The 15,005-nt window shown below is 52.7% G+C and carries 16 protein-coding genes; 12 read left to right on the plus strand and 4 right to left on the minus strand.

Annotated features, from left to right (window positions below; translation table 11 throughout):
- Positions 1-640 precede the first annotated feature (640 nt).
- The 6 genes from E3E25_RS09585 (at position 641) to E3E25_RS09610 (ending at position 3,391) form a co-directional block, all read left to right on the plus strand.
- Positions 641-1,432, plus strand: a complete 792-nt coding sequence (locus tag E3E25_RS09585) for a hypothetical protein (RefSeq protein ID WP_167893039.1) — start codon at positions 641-643, stop codon at positions 1,430-1,432.
- Positions 1,425-2,216, plus strand: a complete 792-nt coding sequence (locus E3E25_RS09590) for a nucleotidyl transferase AbiEii/AbiGii toxin family protein (protein WP_167893040.1) — start codon at positions 1,425-1,427, stop codon at positions 2,214-2,216. Before E3E25_RS09585 ends, E3E25_RS09590 begins: the two co-directional genes overlap by 8 nt.
- Before the next feature lie 89 nt (positions 2,217-2,305).
- Positions 2,306-2,485: a zinc finger domain-containing protein gene (locus E3E25_RS09595; protein WP_012572828.1), complete on the plus strand. Its 180-nt coding sequence runs from the start codon at positions 2,306-2,308 to the stop codon at positions 2,483-2,485.
- 19 nt (positions 2,486-2,504) lie between these two features.
- A complete protein-coding gene (locus E3E25_RS09600; protein WP_055429247.1) occupies positions 2,505-2,780 on the plus strand; it encodes an elongation factor 1-beta in 276 nt (91 codons plus the stop codon).
- A gap of 113 nt (positions 2,781-2,893) precedes the next feature.
- A complete protein-coding gene (locus E3E25_RS11610; RefSeq protein ID WP_240910812.1) occupies positions 2,894-2,992 on the plus strand; it encodes a DUF4258 domain-containing protein in 99 nt (32 codons plus the stop codon).
- Positions 2,993-3,166: 174 nt separating this feature from the next.
- Entirely contained in the window at positions 3,167-3,391 is a 225-nt protein-coding gene (locus E3E25_RS09610; RefSeq protein WP_167893041.1) for a DUF2283 domain-containing protein, read from the plus strand.
- Here the strand turns inward: E3E25_RS09610 and E3E25_RS09615 are convergent.
- Positions 3,388-4,413, minus strand: coding sequence for a lipopolysaccharide assembly protein LapB (locus tag E3E25_RS09615; RefSeq protein WP_167893042.1), 1,026 nt, complete (start codon positions 4,411-4,413; stop codon positions 3,388-3,390). The two genes, E3E25_RS09610 and E3E25_RS09615, sit on opposite strands and share 4 nt — an antisense overlap.
- Positions 4,414-4,574: 161 nt before the next feature.
- On the opposite strand from E3E25_RS09615, the gene thsB reads away from it, so the two are divergent.
- From thsB to E3E25_RS09640, 5 genes are all read left to right on the plus strand, one after another.
- Positions 4,575-6,212 carry a thermosome subunit beta gene (gene thsB / locus E3E25_RS09620; RefSeq protein WP_167893043.1) on the plus strand — a complete coding sequence of 546 codons (1,638 nt, stop codon included), beginning with the start codon at positions 4,575-4,577 and terminating at the stop codon, positions 6,210-6,212.
- A 71-nt stretch (positions 6,213-6,283) separates the two neighbouring features.
- A complete protein-coding gene (locus E3E25_RS09625; RefSeq protein ID WP_167893044.1) occupies positions 6,284-7,153 on the plus strand; it encodes an ABC transporter ATP-binding protein in 870 nt (289 codons plus the stop codon).
- Complete coding sequence (locus tag E3E25_RS09630) at positions 7,150-7,833, plus strand: multidrug transporter (protein ID WP_167893045.1); 684 nt, start codon at positions 7,150-7,152, stop codon at positions 7,831-7,833. Before E3E25_RS09625 ends, E3E25_RS09630 begins: the two co-directional genes overlap by 4 nt.
- 118 nt (positions 7,834-7,951) lie before the next feature.
- Positions 7,952-8,302: a hypothetical protein gene (locus E3E25_RS11615; protein ID WP_240910813.1), complete on the plus strand. Its 351-nt coding sequence runs from the start codon at positions 7,952-7,954 to the stop codon at positions 8,300-8,302.
- A gap of 474 nt (positions 8,303-8,776) precedes the next feature.
- Entirely contained in the window at positions 8,777-9,547 is a 771-nt protein-coding gene (locus E3E25_RS09640) for a hypothetical protein (protein ID WP_167893046.1), read from the plus strand.
- A 272-nt stretch (positions 9,548-9,819) separates the two neighbouring features.
- Here the strand turns inward: E3E25_RS09640 and E3E25_RS09645 are convergent, their stop codons facing one another.
- The 3 genes from E3E25_RS09645 to E3E25_RS09655 all read right to left on the minus strand — a co-directional run bounded on the left by E3E25_RS09645 (position 9,820) and on the right by E3E25_RS09655 (position 13,011).
- Positions 9,820-10,419: a hypothetical protein gene (locus E3E25_RS09645; protein WP_167893047.1), complete on the minus strand. Its 600-nt coding sequence runs from the start codon at positions 10,417-10,419 to the stop codon at positions 9,820-9,822.
- A gap of 63 nt (positions 10,420-10,482) precedes the next feature.
- Positions 10,483-12,615: an IGHMBP2 family helicase gene (locus E3E25_RS09650; protein WP_206204712.1), complete on the minus strand. Its 2,133-nt coding sequence runs from the start codon at positions 12,613-12,615 to the stop codon at positions 10,483-10,485.
- A 132-nt stretch (positions 12,616-12,747) separates the two neighbouring features.
- Positions 12,748-13,011 (minus strand): hypothetical protein, encoded by a 264-nt coding sequence (locus E3E25_RS09655; RefSeq protein WP_240910814.1) that lies wholly within the window; start codon positions 13,009-13,011, stop codon positions 12,748-12,750.
- Positions 13,012-13,496: 485 nt separating this feature from the next.
- Here E3E25_RS09655 and guaB point away from each other — a divergent pair, with 485 nt between their 5' ends.
- Positions 13,497-14,957: an IMP dehydrogenase gene (guaB, locus tag E3E25_RS09660; RefSeq protein ID WP_167893048.1), complete on the plus strand. Its 1,461-nt coding sequence runs from the start codon at positions 13,497-13,499 to the stop codon at positions 14,955-14,957.
- Positions 14,958-15,005: the final 48 nt, after the last annotated feature.

The raw sequence follows: 15,005 nt of genomic DNA on the forward strand, positions 1-15,005 counted from the left end.
TTTGCCTTTCAAGCCAAACTCTTTGGGTTGGAATTCCTTTTAATTGGGGTAATCGTGTTGAGGTTTACACTCTTCCGCGCTCCGAAGGAGCGCTTTTAGAGTTAACCTCTTGTTTTGATGCCTTGGAGAGTGAATTCATGATTAAGAGGGCCGTTTGAGAGCGCAAACGTTCTCCAAGTTGCATTTTTGAAAGGAATCACGAACTTTGATGAAACTTTTCTCAGAAAAGTTTCCTTGGTGAAGCTTTTCCCAAAAGCTTCAGAGCTGGCGGAAGACAAGATGCATTTTTAAAAAGTGTGCGTTTTGAGGCGGGTTTCCTTCTCATGTGCTTCTTGGGAAGTGTTTCACTCAAGAAGGCGTCCTTTGGACGCCAAAAACAAAGTTGAAACTGCTTGGAAGGCTTCGTTTAGTGTTAAACCCTGCTCAAAATTGCATTTGACTAGTGCACGACTGACTCTTGCCCTTTGACGAAAAGGGCAATCCCTTCACCAGCCTTTCTTAAAGGCTGAGCGCAAAGTTTCTTGAGGAGTGGAACCCCGCATCTCACCATATCAAGTGAGTGGTTATAGAATGCCACAGGTTACACCCCTTTAACCCCTTCCGAAAATTTTATTAGGATCCTGACCAAAATAGTCAGGATATGAAGAAATATTACTACCTTACAAAAACTGAACAGGACATCATGAGGGCAATACGCGGAGCTGATATAGTGAGTGTTGACGAACTACAGGAACTCTTTCCTAATCTTACCGCTGAAATGCTCTGGAAGGCTCTTTCGAGCCTCTCAAAAAAAGGGTACCTCACAAGGCTGAAGAAAGGCCTCTACCTCGTCAACGAAGGGCCAGGTAACCCCTCAATAAAAAACTTCTACCGGATAGCCCTTGCCATATTTCCAGGATATATAGCCTTCTCTTCCGCCCTGAGGCTTTATGACCTACTCGACTACGAGCCGTTCACGATATTCGTGGCCACACCGAGAAAATCAGGCGAAAGAGCCATTGGAGAGTACACGATCAAGGCAGTTGCCCTGGGAGAAAAGGCCACAGGAATGACGCTTAAGGATGGAATCTACACATCCACCCTTGCAAAGACGTTCTTTGACTGCTTCTACAAGCCGAGATACTGCGGGGGCTACTCCGAGATAACCAAGGCCCTTTATGAGGCCGGAAAACCCGACTGGGACGAATTCTTGGGCTACTTCGAACGCTTTGCCAGCGACTCCCTCTGCCAAAGGACCGGCTATGTTCTGGAGCTCCTCAAAAACGAGCTGGGGATAGACATCCCCGAGGAAGTTCTTAACTATCTAAGGGGCAGGGTTAGAAGCTGGACGAAGCTCGTTCCAACTCTCCCCTCCAGCGGGAGGAGCATTAAGGGGTGGAAAGTGATAGACAACCTTGGAAAGGAGAGGATACTGGGGTGGGCGTATGGATGAGGAAATGCTCCGGTATCTGGCAGCGAAGACCGGGCTGGGTCTGAACTACATCGCCAAGGAGGAGCGTATTTCCTTCCTGATGAGCCAGCTGTGGGAAATCTTCGGCGAGAAGGCGATACTCAAGGGCGGCACTGCCCTCAACAGGGTTTACCTTGCAAAGATTGGAGCGGCAAGGTTTTCCGAGGACATAGACATTGACTACTTCAACGGCGACGTTGGCACAGCGGCTGAGGAGATAAAAGAGGGCATGAAGCTCGTCGAGGGATTTGACATTAAGGGGCCGAGAGTTTTGCACAGAACTTTCCGCTTCGACTGCTACTATATTAACCCCCTTGGAAACAGAGACCGGGTTAAAGTTGAGTTCTACCTCAGCAGGCCGCCCTACGTTGAGGCCAGAGTTGAGCTGGTCAAGTCTCCCTTTGTCAGTGAGTATCCAACCATGTTTAGGGTCTATTCCTTTGAGGACCTGCTCGCCAAGAAACTCGCTGCCCTTTACAACCGCACTGAAGGCAAGGACATCTACGACTCTTTCCATGCTTTTAACATGGAGTTTGATGAGAAAAAGCTGAGAGAGTCCCTAGAGCTAACTCTTGAATTCTATCACATCGAGGATGAGTTCTGGAGAGGTTTGATTGAGAAGCTCAATTACGCAAAGAAAAATGCCCGATACATCGGCAACTCCACCAACCACTTTATCCCCAAGAGCTTACGTCCAAACTGGGAAGAGATGGTAGAAAGCCTGAAGCTCAGAATTGAAGAACTTGGCCAGGTGATCCCTCTGTAGTTCGCGCCTTTTCCCAGAGAAAGGTTTATAAGCCAACTCCCTCAATGCCCACCAGTGATTAAAAACCACCTTTCTCGGAGGTGTTCGCAGTGGAAGCCAAGTTCGAGATACCCGTATGCACATCATGCGGAAAGGAGATAACCCCAAGGGAGCACGCCACTCACTTCGTCTGCCCGAACTGTGGCGAGGAGATCATCTGGCGCTGCGAATCCTGCAGGGTCTTGAGCGTCCCCTACAAGTGCCCCAAGTGCGGCTGGGAGGGGCCGTGAAGTTTAGGAGGTGAAAAAGATGGCTGACTTCAACCTTGTTGGCGTTATAAAGGTCATGCCGACCGACCCGGAGGTCAACCTCGACGAGCTTGAGGAGAAGCTGAAGGCCGTCATCCCCGAGAAGTTCGGCCTCGCCAAGGTCGAGCGCGAGCCTATCGCTTTTGGCCTCGTCGCCCTCAAGTTCTACGTCCTCGGTAGGGACGAGGAGGGTTACTCCTACGACGAGGTTGCCGAGCTCTTCAGGCAGGTCGAGAACGTCGAGAGCGCGGAAGTTGAGACCGTTTCGAGGATCTGAATCCTCATTCCTTTTTCTCTATCCGAACCGCATCCTATTTTGGGCGCCTTCAAAAACGCAGAAACCACAATGTTTTTAGTTTTTTAAAAATTTTTAAAAATGATTAAGTTTTGATGGAGATCGTCCTACCTGAACATGCAAAAGAAAGGCTTAAAGAACGGAAAATTGACCTCAAAGAAGTGGAGGCGGTCATTAATTTGCCCATTCTATGATCTGCGCTCGGGCCATTTCATTGCAGTTGGCATGAGGAACATTCCAGGACACTGGCTGATAATAGCCTACGACAAAAGAGAGGATACTGTTGAAGTTATAACCGTTATAGACACCAGTAAGGGCCTCAATAAAATCATTGAAAGAAGATTATCATCTCGGAGGTGGGTAAAGTTATGAAAGTGAGATACGATCCAAAGGCTGACATCCTCTACATCCTCATTAGGGAGGGCCCCGTGGCCGATACCGACGAGGTTGATGAAGATGTGTGGTTTGAGTACGACGAGAATGGAAACGTCGTCGGAATCGAAATATGGGACGCTGGAGAGAACGTCATCAGGAAAAGTCTTCTTGAGATAGAGCGCTACACAAAGGGATTAGAGGAAGAAATAAAGGCTTAGAGCCCTAAGCTCAAGCTCAGCTTTGGCCTCTTCCACTCGTCGAGAATCGAGCGAAGCTCCTCGTTCTCCACCTTGGAGTATAGTTCCTCAAAGCGCTCCTTTGCCCCATCTTCCCCAGCCTTCCAGCGCGCCAATTCTCCTATGGCCCTGAAGAAGTACGCAGTATCATCCTCAAAGAGCTCCGCAAAGGACTCCATACTCTCAGCAACAACGCCGTAGGAGCCCTCGTTGAACAGTCCCTCGATGAAGTCAACCAGTGTGTCAAAGACGAGGCCAAAAATATCGTCGCTTACATTGATGGCCTTGACGAGGGCATCCCGTAGAGCTCTGAAGGCCTTCTCGTAGTCCCCCCTGCCCGCGAATATCTCCGCCTCCACCAGCCTGGCGTTTATCTCGATCTCGTCCTCCCTCGGGTTCCTGAGAACCTCCTTTATAAGCCCCTTGGCCGTATCGTAGTCCCCGAGCTCGTAGTGGAAGTGCGCCAGGTCAAGCAGGCTTATCATGTGGTTCTTTTTATCATCGAGCCTTTCGAAAATCTCTCTCGCGCGCTCCATCAGCTCTATCGCCTTCCCTGTCTCGCCGAGTTCGTCGTAGTTCACAGCCATGTTCGCCAGCGTAAGTGCTATTTCCCTCTCGTTCTTCAGGACTTCCTCTTCAAGCTTGAGCAGCTCCTCGTAGGTCTCTATTGCCTTCTCTGGCATGCCGAAGTGCTCGTAGGCGTCGGCCAGGTAGTAGAGAGCAGTCGCGTACTCCTCCGGATCTTTCTTTTTCCTCTCGGCCACCCTCCTGTAGAACTCGATTCCGACCTCGGCGTCATCGAGGTGAGCGTAGACGTGGGCTATCTCATGCGCTAAATCGTATGGGTCCTCGCACTCGATGGCGACTTCCTCAAGCTTCTTCAGCTCCTCCCTCAGCGTCTCCTCATCTTCGATGGTCTCGATGTAATCGTCAAAGAGCTCCAGCAGTTTCTCACAGTTCTTCTCGGCCAGGGCATTCTCCCATTCGACTTTAACGTTGGCCATTTCTCATCACCGGACTTCGGTCGGCCGAACGGGTTAAAAAGGTATGGTGGCAACTGACCGAAAAACTTATAAATAGTCCAAAGGAACCATAAACCGGAAACACTAATTGTAACTAAAAGTCCTCCGTCGAAGAAAATAAAAACGGACGGAGGTGAGCGGAGATGGCCCAGCTCGCAGGACAGCCGGTTGTTATTCTGCCTGAGGGGACCCAGAGGTACGTTGGTAGGGACGCCCAGAGGCTCAACATTCTCGCCGCGAGGATCATAGCCGAGACGGTCAGGACGACCCTCGGCCCGAAGGGAATGGATAAAATGCTCGTCGACAGCCTCGGTGACATCGTCATCACCAACGATGGTGCAACGATTCTCGACGAGATGGACATCCAGCACCCCGCTGCCAAGATGATGGTTGAGGTTGCGAAGACCCAGGACAAGGAGGCTGGCGATGGAACCACTACCGCCGTCGTCATTGCTGGCGAGCTTCTCAGGAAGGCTGAGGAGCTCCTCGACCAGAACATCCACCCGAGCATAGTTATCAAGGGTTACGCCCTCGCTGCCGAGAAGGCCCAGGAAATACTCGACGAGATAGCCAAGGACGTTGACGTTGAGGACGTCGAGATGCTCAAGAAGGCCGCCGTTACCGCCATCACCGGGAAGGCCGCCGAGGAGGAGCGCGAGTACCTCGCCAACATCGCCGTTGAGGCCGTCAAGCAGGTCGCCGAGAAGGTCGACGGAACCTACAAGGTTGACCTTGACAACATCAAGTTCGAGAAGAAGGAGGGCGGTAGCGTCAAGGACACCAGGCTCATCAAGGGTGTCGTCATCGACAAGGAGGTCGTTCACCCGGGAATGCCGAAGAGGGTTGAGGGAGCTAAGATCGCCCTCATAAACGAGGCCCTTGAGGTCAAGGAGACCGAGACCGACGCCGAGATCAGGATCACCAGCCCGGAGCAGCTCCAGGCCTTCCTTGAGCAGGAGGAGAAGATGCTCCGCGAGATGGTCGAGAAGATCAAGGAGGTTGGAGCGAACGTCGTCTTCGTCCAGAAGGGAATTGACGACCTCGCCCAGCACTACCTGGCCAAGTACGGCATTCTCGCCGTTAGGAGGGTCAAGAAGAGCGACATGGAGAAGCTCGCCAAGGCCACCGGCGCCAAGATCGTCACCAACGTCCGCGACCTCACCAGCGAGGACCTCGGTGAGGCCGAACTCGTCGAGCAGAGGAAGGTTGCCGGCGAGAACATGATCTTCGTTGAGGGCTGCAAGAACCCGAAGGCCGTCACCATACTCATCAGGGGTGGTACCGAGCACGTCGTCGATGAGGTTGAGCGCGCCCTTGAGGATGCCGTCAAGGTCGTCAAGGACATCGTCGAGGACGGCAAGATACTCGCCGCCGGCGGTGCCCCGGAGATCGAGCTGGCAATAAGGCTCGACGAGTTCGCCAAGGAGGTCGGCGGTAAGGAGCAGCTCGCCATTGAGGCCTTCGCCGAGGCCCTCAAGGTCATACCGAGGACCCTCGCCGAGAACGCCGGTCTCGACCCGATCGAGACCCTCGTGAAGGTCATCGCCGCCCACAAGGAGAAGGGACCGACCATCGGCGTTGACGTCTTCGAGGGCGAGCCGGCCGACATGATGGAGCGCGGCGTCATCGCCCCGGTCAGGGTCACCAAGCAGGCCATCAAGAGCGCCAGCGAGGCTGCCATAATGATCCTCAGGATCGACGACGTCATCGCCGCCAGCAAGCTCGAGAAGGACAAGGAGGGCAAGGGCGGCAACGAGGACTTCGGAAGCGACCTCGACTGAGGGTCTTTAACCTCTTCTTTCCTTTCAACACCTCCGAAAAGCATTTTTAGTCCAATGGGAACTTTTCTTGTATGTCGGCGATTGAGGCAAGAGGCCTCTCCAAATGGTACGGCTCAAAAAAGGCCCTCAGCGACGTTTCCTTCACCGTGGAAGATGGTGAAATAGTCGGGGTAATCGGCCCCAACGGCGCAGGAAAGACGACGCTTATAAGGATTCTGAGCTGTCTTCTGAAGCCCGACTCCGGTGAAGTCAGGATTTTTGGGAAGAAGCCCTGCCAGGTAAAAGGCCTTTTCGCGCTCCTCCCCCAGGACGTTAAGGCCCACTTCTACACGCTCACCCCGAGGGACTACGTCTACCACTACCTCCGGATGAGGGGGCTCGGGAGGGAGGAAGCCAGAAGGACTGCGGACGACGCCATGAAGCTCTTCGGAATAGACTACGCGGACGAGCCCATGTCCACCCTCTCCGGAGGCATGGTCAGGAGGGCCCTGCTGGCCATGGTACTCTCAGCCGATGCCGGGCTTTACTTCCTCGACGAACCCACCGTTGGCCTTGATGTCGAGAACAGGCTGAAGCTGTGGGATGTCATCAGGAAAAAGGCCGAGGAATCAACGATAGTCCTTACCAGCCACTACCTCAACGAGATATCGAGCGTCTGCGACCGCGTCCTGCTCCTGAAGGACGGCAGGGTGAGAGCATTTGGGACACCGGAGAGTATAGCTGGGGAGTACCTAAGGGGGCTCCATTCAAAGGTCGTTGCCTTCGGAGATGTCACGCTTGAGGGGTTTCTGGTTAGAAATGCCGGGAGAAACACATACATCTACACCCGCTCCGGGCGTGAAGAGAAGGAGATAATGGAAGCCCTTGAAAGCGCGGGAATACCCTTCAGAAGGGAGGGGCTTACGATAGAAGATGTATTTCTGGTTGGTGACCTAAAATGATGGCACTGATTGAGTACTACGCGAGGGCCCTAACACGGGGAAGGTTCTCCCTAATCAGCTTCGCGGTTCAACCGCTCTCCTTCATCTTCATCGTCTACGTCGTGAGCGGGGGAAGGTTCCTCAATACTGCCTTGGGGGGCGCGATAGTTAGTTTCATAGTCGGGGTCGAGATAGCGGATTTGGCGATAGAGCTGGTCGGAATGAAGACGCGCTCGCGGTTCTATGACATCATCATGAGCCTTCCCGGGAGTAACTGGAGGAAGGCCCTTGGCATCTCTGTCGGAATGAGCGTTCCGGCCTTTCCCTATGTGGTTCTTTTGACGGCGATACTCCTCTGGAGGCTCGGAGTTGGGGCTTTTCCCAGAATGCTTGGGGCGATAATTTCATTGTGGCTCTGGAGCGTAGGAGTTGGCTTCCTTTTGGGTGTTAAAGGGAAAGAGCCTGTTCAGGTGATGAGGCTCTCGAACCTTCTGGTTACTGGCCTTACGGTCTTCCCGCCGGTTTACTATCCAGTGAGCGTCCTTTCGGAGTGGCTCGCAAAGGTTCTCATTTTCTTCCCGACGGTGAGTGCCTCTCAAGTTCTGTCGGGAGCGGGTGGGAGCGCGCCCCTTATAACAACGCTCCTCTGGGGAATCCTCGGTCTGGTCTTCCTCCTCAGGTTCGCGGGGCTTGAGGGGTGATGCTTGTTGTTCAGTTTTAGCCCCAATGATTTGTCCTCAGATTTGTGACACAGTATTCTCATAGTCTTTAGTCCCTCAATTGTTTAATTTCCAGAATCGGACAGGTGAGGGAGTCAAAATGAAATCAGGAAAAAGACTTGTGCTGGAGGCTGTAATGGCTCCTTTGATAATATGGGTCTTCATGTGGGCGTGGTTTTACATTAGTCCTCCTCACGACATTAGCCGGGAGAATTTCAACACCTCCTGGCTGGTGGTTACGGTAGTCTCTTTTTTCATGACTCTGGTTATTGTTGTTCTCTTTGTTGGGAGACTGCTGAGAAAAGCTGGATACAGGTTTGAGTTCAGGGAGTTACCCCGGGTTTTAGATGAAGCCGACCCAAAAATCATCGGTGACTCAACGAGGGACATCTTTAACATTATGGCACTGTGGGGTGTTTTTCAGCACCGCTGTTCTTGCATTTGGGCTTAGAAAAAGGGTACTTTTTACCATTGGCGTTCATTTGGTGCTTGCATCCATTGGACTTTTGCTGATGATTTCCATGCTGATATCGGTTTTGGGAACGGCTTTGATAATTTACGAGATTCTGACCGAAAAATGGCTTTCTCATTCCTTCAGGGAAGCCTTACTGCTCTCAATGGCCTCTGGGGCTTTTTTGTCCTTATTCGCTTGATGTCCGTGCATCCTTGGGCCTTTAACATCACAGTAATACGGCCACTTTTGAAAGTTTGTATGGATAATTATCTGTGCAGGAACCTCCTGTTGCTCTCTGCTTTAAACTCTCTGTATGGCATTACTGGCATTTTCATTCTACCTCGGAGGAGAAGGCTTGGCCTCTTAACCCTCCTGCTGATTGCCCTTGCTCTGATTCCTGTGCTGATAAAGGTTTTTATCCAACTGTACTCATTGTAGTTCCGATGAATCAAAAAGCCCCTGGTGGTCTTGATGAGGAGGGGGAAAATTATTCTCCAGATATTCGTTTTTCCTGTGGTGATCTTCTCGATGCTGTTTGGCTTCGCCTGGGTGAAACTCGGCGTCATAACCCGTGAATGGGTTCTTAGTACGATCCTTCTTTTTGTCCTCATGATAGCTTCAATGGTCTTCTTCCTCGCCCGCATTCTAGAGAAGCACGGGTACAGAAAGAGGGACATCAAGAGAATTGACGAGATTCTTGAGGAGCACTGGAAGGAACCGTGGGATTCAGGGTACCTAAAGTACGACGTACAGGAATGCATAGCCCATCACCTCATTCTCTGGGGAATTTTCAGTACGTCTCTCCTGGGGTTTCACAATGTCTTCTTTGCCATAATGGCGTTCGTGGGTCTGGCTTTTCTTATGGTGGTGATGTATCCGGTCTTCGCCACGATGGTGGTGTGGATTATAGTCCTTCCGTTGTACTTTCTCAAGAGTAGAAGGGCAGATGATGGATTTGAGTTCGTCGGTAAAACGTCCCTTGCCTCAACCCTCGCGATTCCCGTTATCTGGGCCGTCTCCTCTTATGTTTCAACCAGAAACTACCCGGAAGATGTTTTGAGAATGTTCAATGCCGTGGTTAGGAACGCCGAGGGGTTTTTGATTCTCTCAGTTTTGAACACACTGTTCGGCTTTTTGGGGTTGTACCTCTCGCGCAGAGTTGGAAGGAGAATTCTTGCGATTGTCCTGCTTTCATTTGCGGTGGTCATGCTCTTCGTCGTCTGGTCATTGTTCAAACTTTAGATTCCATTCCGTATGATGCTCCGATGGATGTTTCATTTTTTGCTTTTGATCGGGAACTGCATTGGCGTTCTTTTGTATTCTTTTGTCCACTCTTTTACTCTCTCTTCTTTCGTCTTGTTCTCGTCATTTTGGTATGGTTGAAAATTGAATAACCCATTCCATTCTACGTTCTGGGAGCGGCTGGGTGGATATGGCTGGCTGTTGTTATTGCCACAGTAAGCCACAGTAATATTCTGTTATTTAGGAATAGCAATGGGTAACTGAACCTTTGATTATGGTCCTGCGTTTAATCTTTCAATCTCTTCCTCCAGCCTCTTCAGCTTTCCCTTAAACCTTCTCAGCTGGGAATTGGCTAGGACAACGATTCTCTCGATATAGCTCTCGCTCACCCATAACTTACCGTCCTCGCCGAGTGGAACGTCCATCCTCTCTGTCGAGCGTATCTCAACGAGGAGCTTCTTATGGCTGACGCTCTTTATGTTGGAGTACTTGAAGCCGAGGCCTATCGCGAGGTTGAGGAGCCTTACGGCATCATCCATGGTCCTAGCTCCGATGTGGAGTATCGGACTCCTGACCAGGAACCACAGCTGGCCGAAGCGGTGCCTCCTAACCGCCTCCATTACCTCCTCAAAAGCAACCTCCCTGTGCCACTTGCCGAGCCAGACGGAATTAACTTTGTCCCCAAAGTGAGGCATCTCCATGACCGAAATCCTGCCGGAGCATGAAGAGGTGGTAAAATAGTTCTCCAGCGAGTTTATCTTCTCCAGGAGCGGGATTATATCTCTGTCCACCTTGCCCTCCTCTAAGGCCTTCCTCAGGCCCTTCATCGCTTTAGCCTTCTGCTCGTCGAAGTTCTTCGAGTAGAGGAACATCCATCACACCTGCCCGTCCATTTTGACAGGGTGTACCCCCAGAACATGTTTCGGAGGTATCCATTAAAAAGGATTGTAGGGTGTGCCCCCATAGATTGACTGCATTCTGTCCCTGTCCTTTTTCCTGACTTTTTCGGCATCTTTTGGGACGTCTATTGACTCTTTCGTCTCCGAAATCCCAAGAATTTCCCTCACGTTGTCTATGGACATACTTGCTGGCGGTTCGGTTAGTTCTTTTGCATCAACCACCGCCTCCCTATCCCTTACGAACTCAATGAGACGTTTATACGTGGGATGCGAACTCAAAGTCGAGGAGTCGCCTATGAGGATCAGCTTCCTCTTGGCCCTCGTCAGCGAGACGTTCAAGCGCCTCAAATCCTTCAGGAAGCCGAGTTCTCCTTTTCTGTTGGAACGGACGAAGGAGAGGACTATTACTTCCTTCTCCCTGCCCTGGTAGCCATCAACGGTTTTTACCTCGACCTCCTCAGGAAGGAGGGAGCTTATAAGGTCGCGCTGGTCGTCGTAGGGGGTTATGGCCCCAACCCACTCAGGCTTAACGCCGAGTTCTAAAATCCTCTCGACGGCCTCCTTCACGAACCTCGCCTCAAGCGGGTTTTCCCTGCTCTCGCTTCCACGCCTCTGCCTCTCGAAGCGGTTTTTGAGCTTGGCAGTGTCTATGAAAACCAGCACGTTCTCTGGCTTGAGAACCTCCCCCCAGGGGCCGTTCTCAGGGCTTTTAACACCTAAATCGGCGAGCGTTATGTTCTTCACACCCTTATCCGCGACGACCTTCCCGCCGTAGAACTCCCCGCTTGGAAACTCCATGAGCCTTTCGTTCATCCTGTACTGGACGGTGAGCATCTCGCTCTTCACGGGATAACGCTCGATCAGGCCCTCGAAGAGCGTCTTACTCAGCTCCTTGGCCTTCTCGCTGAGTATCGTTGGTGGCAGCTGCCTGTGGTCTCCAGCCAAGACGAAGCGCCTCGCGCGGTTTATCGGAATGAGCACGCTCGGTATCGTTGCCTGCGTCGCCTCGTCTATTATCGCCACATCATAGGAGCCGTAGTCAACGACATCAAGGCCGGCAGAGGCATTCGTTGTGAGAACAACGTCCGCTTTCCTTATTATCTCCCTCGCTATCCTCTCCTCAAGTTTTCTGGCATCCTCGAACGTTTTTTGAACCTGCTGGTTAATCTTCAACCACTCTGCCATCTCCCTGATGAGCCTCGCCGGAACGCCCCTTACGCCTATCCCCTTCGAGGCCAGCCTGAGTATTTCGCGGTCGCTCAGCCCGCGCCTGTACTTCGGTGCTGGCTTCGTGAAGGTGTCCCTCTTTTCCTTGAGGTTCTGGCCGATTACGCGAAGCTCCCTCAGCTCACCGTAGAGTTCATGTCGGGTTATGAGGTAAGCCAGCGTCGTCTCGTGGAGGCTCCTTGAGACCCTGCTCGGGTGGCCGATGCGCACAACCTTTAAACCAGAATTGGCCAAGCGCTCGACGAGGTTGTCAACGGCAACGTTGCTCTCAGCCGTTGCCAGAACCTTGTTGCCCCTCTCCACTTCCTGCCTTATCAGCTCGGCCAGGGTTCTCGTCTTGCCCGTCCCGAACGGCCCGTGGATGAGGAAGAAGTCCGGGCTTCCGAGGGCTCTCGCTATTGCCATCCTCTGGCTCGCGTTGAGGCTCCTGTCAAATGGGGTGAACCCGACCGGTTCGCTCCCTTCCGGCTCCCTAAAGCCCAGGTAGAGCTCCAGCGCCTTCCTCCCGCTCTCCCTCAGATTGTTCAGGTTCTCAAGCCAGCGCTTGAAGGTTATGTCGTTGGCGTAGAGGTCCAGCCTAACGCCCTTCAGGGCCCACTCGGGAACGGTTTCCAAAGCCACGGTTATGAACCGCTTCCCCTTTTCTACGACCGTTCCGACCAGGTCACTCTTCAGCGGGTCTCTTTTACTGATTACGACCAAATCGCCGACGCTTATCTCCGTCTTTATCTCTCTATCGCGGCCGTATTTCACCAGGAAGTAGCCGAGCTCCTCGCCGATGACTTTACCGTTCAGGCCGAGAACTGCCCGCCCTACATTCTCCCTCTCCCTTCCGGAGAGCCTTTTTATCTCCAGGCGCATGGCCTCTATCTCGGCCTTCCTTTCCATCTCAACGAGTATCTTGAGGTGAGCAATGAACTTTGAGGGCATCCCTTCTTCCATTTTCACTCCCGGTTCGGGAAAGAACGAGCGCCTTAAAAGGGTTGGGGGTGGTCAGCCCATGCGAGTTTCCTCACCGCTCGGACGAAACTTCCCTCATCATCCCGAAAGGAGTAGGGAAGAGGGGTTAAAAAGCTAAGCCCTCCCAGAAGAAACCACCGAGACTATGTCCCTGTGGAAGGATCTTAGGGCCTTCCAGTGGCGTTTTTCAATTTCCCCACTCCACGAGACCCGCTTGTAGAACCTTTCCAGGTCGTCGAGCAGGTACTCCAGGTATTCCCTGCGCCTGTTGTCAACACCGATGCCGTTGCTCAGGAGCTTGCCCCTCAGAAACGGCATGACCTCCGACGGCCGGCCGAGGGCCGCCCAGAACAGACCTTCCTTCAGGATTTCACCCAACAGCTCCTCAAAACCGGGGTTTCTTTTGAGGCTTCCATCAGCGGAGGGTTTGGCCCTCCCCCCTTGCTTTTATAATTCCTACGGCTTCCATGGGTACCACCAGGCTATTGAGCGCGGATTTCCTATTTTAGAATTTTGGGAGTTTTTTCATCAATCTGTCATAAAAGGGGAGAATGAGGGATGAATTTTGAATGAACGTCAAACAATGAAATCCTTTGAGCAATTATTGTCAGGCTATTGCCAGGAGGAGTATCACGATTGCCACGGGGGCCACGTGGGCGAGGACCTTTGCCAGGTTCATTGACTTCACCGGTGGGAAGGCATGCTTCGAGTTTAAAAGCTTTACGTTTGTAAAATCTAAATGAATATAGCTGGAAGTTCGGAATTTTACCCAGAAGGCCGATAAAGGTTCGGTTGGAGGAGTGGGAAACCCTTAAAAACCCTTGACAGGTTCACGTTAAAAAGGACGCGGAGGCGCGAGAAAAATGGGAAAATTTGAACACAAACTTGTCAATGCCGCTAAAGGTTACACCTTCGACGACGTTCTTCTGATACCTCAACCAACGGAAGTCGAGCCCAAGGACGTTGACGTCTCGACCCGGATAACCCCCAACGTGAAGCTCAAGATACCGATCCTCAGCGCGGCGATGGACACCGTTACCGAGTGGGAGATGGCCGTGGCGATGGCAAGGGAGGGCGGCCTGGGGGTCATCCACAGGAACATGAGCGTTGGGGAGCAGGCCGAGATGGTCAGAAAGGTCAAGCGCGCCGAGCGCTTCATAGTGGAGGACGTTATAACGATCGGTCCCGACGAGACCCTCGACTACGCCCTCTTCCTCATGGAGAGAAACGACATCGACGGCCTTCCGGTCGTTGGTGAGGACGGCAGAATAATCGGCATCGTTACCAAGAAGGACATAGCGGCCAAAGAGGGCAGCTTTGTGAGGGAGGTCATGACCGGCGAAGTCATAACTGTCGGCGAGGACGTTTCGGTTGAGGAAGCCCTTGATACGATGGTTGCCAAGGGAATAGCCCGCCTCCCGGTCGTCGATGAGAAAGGCCGCCTCGTGGGAATAATCACGATGAGCGACCTGATGATGAGGAAGAAGTACAGGAACGCGGTAAAAGATGAAAACGGTGACCTCCTGGTTGCCGCGGCGGTGGGTCCCTTCGACATCGAGCGCGCCAAGGCCCTTGACCGGGCCGGAGCGGACGTCATAGTCATAGATACTGCCCACGCCCACAACCTCAAGGCGATAAAAGCTATGAAGGAGATAAGGAAAGCCGTCGATGCCGATTTAATCGTTGGAAACATCGCCAACCCCAAAGCGGTTGACGACCTCACCTTTGCCGATGCGGTCAAGGTCGGAATAGGCCCCGGGAGCATATGCACAACCCGCGTCGTAGCTGGCGTCGGCGTCCCGCAGGTTACGGCAATAGCTCTCGTGGCGGACAGGGCCCAGGAATACGGGCTCCACGTCATAGCCGACGGCGGAATCCGCTACTCCGGCGACATAGTCAAGGCCATCGCCGCTGGGGCTGACGCTGTCATGCTTGGCTCCCTCCTGGCCGGAACGAAGGAGGCACCGGGCAAGGAGGTCGTCATCAACGGGAGGAAGTACAAGCAGTACCGCGGCATGGGCTCCCTTGGGGCGATGATGAAGGGCGGAGCGGAGCGCTACTATCAGAAGGGCCACATGAAGACGAGGAAGTTCGTTCCGGAGGGCGTTGAGGGAGTCGTTCCCTACAAGGGGAGCGTTGGTGAGGTTCTCTACCAGCTCGTTGGAGGCCTTCGCTCGGGAATGGGGTACGTGGGAGCGGGGAACATTCCGGAGCTCAAGGAGAAGGGTGAGTTCGTCATCATAACTCAGGCCGGCGTCAAGGAGAGCCATCCGCACGATATCTTCATCACCAACGAGGCGCCGAATTATCCGGTAGGAAAGTGATTCCTTCCTCATCTTTTTGAAAACCTTATAAGGCGTTTCCCCCAGTCC

The organism is Thermococcus sp. MAR1 (assembly GCF_012027305.1).
Taxonomy (GTDB): domain Archaea; phylum Methanobacteriota_B; class Thermococci; order Thermococcales; family Thermococcaceae; genus Thermococcus.

Coding starts and splice junctions, on each gene's coding strand:
- E3E25_RS09585 (WP_167893039.1), top strand. CDS start 641: ATGAAGAAATATTACTACCTTACAAAAACTGAACAGGACATCATGAGG.
- E3E25_RS09590 (WP_167893040.1), top strand. CDS start 1,425: ATGGATGAGGAAATGCTCCGGTATCTGGCAGCGAAGACCGGGCTGGGT.
- E3E25_RS09600 (WP_055429247.1), top strand. CDS start 2,505: ATGGCTGACTTCAACCTTGTTGGCGTTATAAAGGTCATGCCGACCGAC.
- E3E25_RS11610 (WP_240910812.1), top strand. CDS start 2,894: ATGGAGATCGTCCTACCTGAACATGCAAAAGAAAGGCTTAAAGAACGG.
- E3E25_RS09610 (WP_167893041.1), top strand. CDS start 3,167: ATGAAAGTGAGATACGATCCAAAGGCTGACATCCTCTACATCCTCATT.
- E3E25_RS09615 (WP_167893042.1), bottom strand. CDS start 4,413: ATGGCCAACGTTAAAGTCGAATGGGAGAATGCCCTGGCCGAGAAGAAC.
- thsB (WP_167893043.1), top strand. CDS start 4,575: ATGGCCCAGCTCGCAGGACAGCCGGTTGTTATTCTGCCTGAGGGGACC.
- E3E25_RS09625 (WP_167893044.1), top strand. CDS start 6,284: ATGTCGGCGATTGAGGCAAGAGGCCTCTCCAAATGGTACGGCTCAAAA.
- E3E25_RS09630 (WP_167893045.1), top strand. CDS start 7,150: ATGATGGCACTGATTGAGTACTACGCGAGGGCCCTAACACGGGGAAGG.
- E3E25_RS11615 (WP_240910813.1), top strand. CDS start 7,952: ATGAAATCAGGAAAAAGACTTGTGCTGGAGGCTGTAATGGCTCCTTTG.
- E3E25_RS09640 (WP_167893046.1), top strand. CDS start 8,777: ATGAGGAGGGGGAAAATTATTCTCCAGATATTCGTTTTTCCTGTGGTG.
- E3E25_RS09645 (WP_167893047.1), bottom strand. CDS start 10,419: ATGTTCCTCTACTCGAAGAACTTCGACGAGCAGAAGGCTAAAGCGATG.
- E3E25_RS09650 (WP_206204712.1), bottom strand. CDS start 12,615: ATGGAAGAAGGGATGCCCTCAAAGTTCATTGCTCACCTCAAGATACTC.
- guaB (WP_167893048.1), top strand. CDS start 13,497: ATGGGAAAATTTGAACACAAACTTGTCAATGCCGCTAAAGGTTACACC.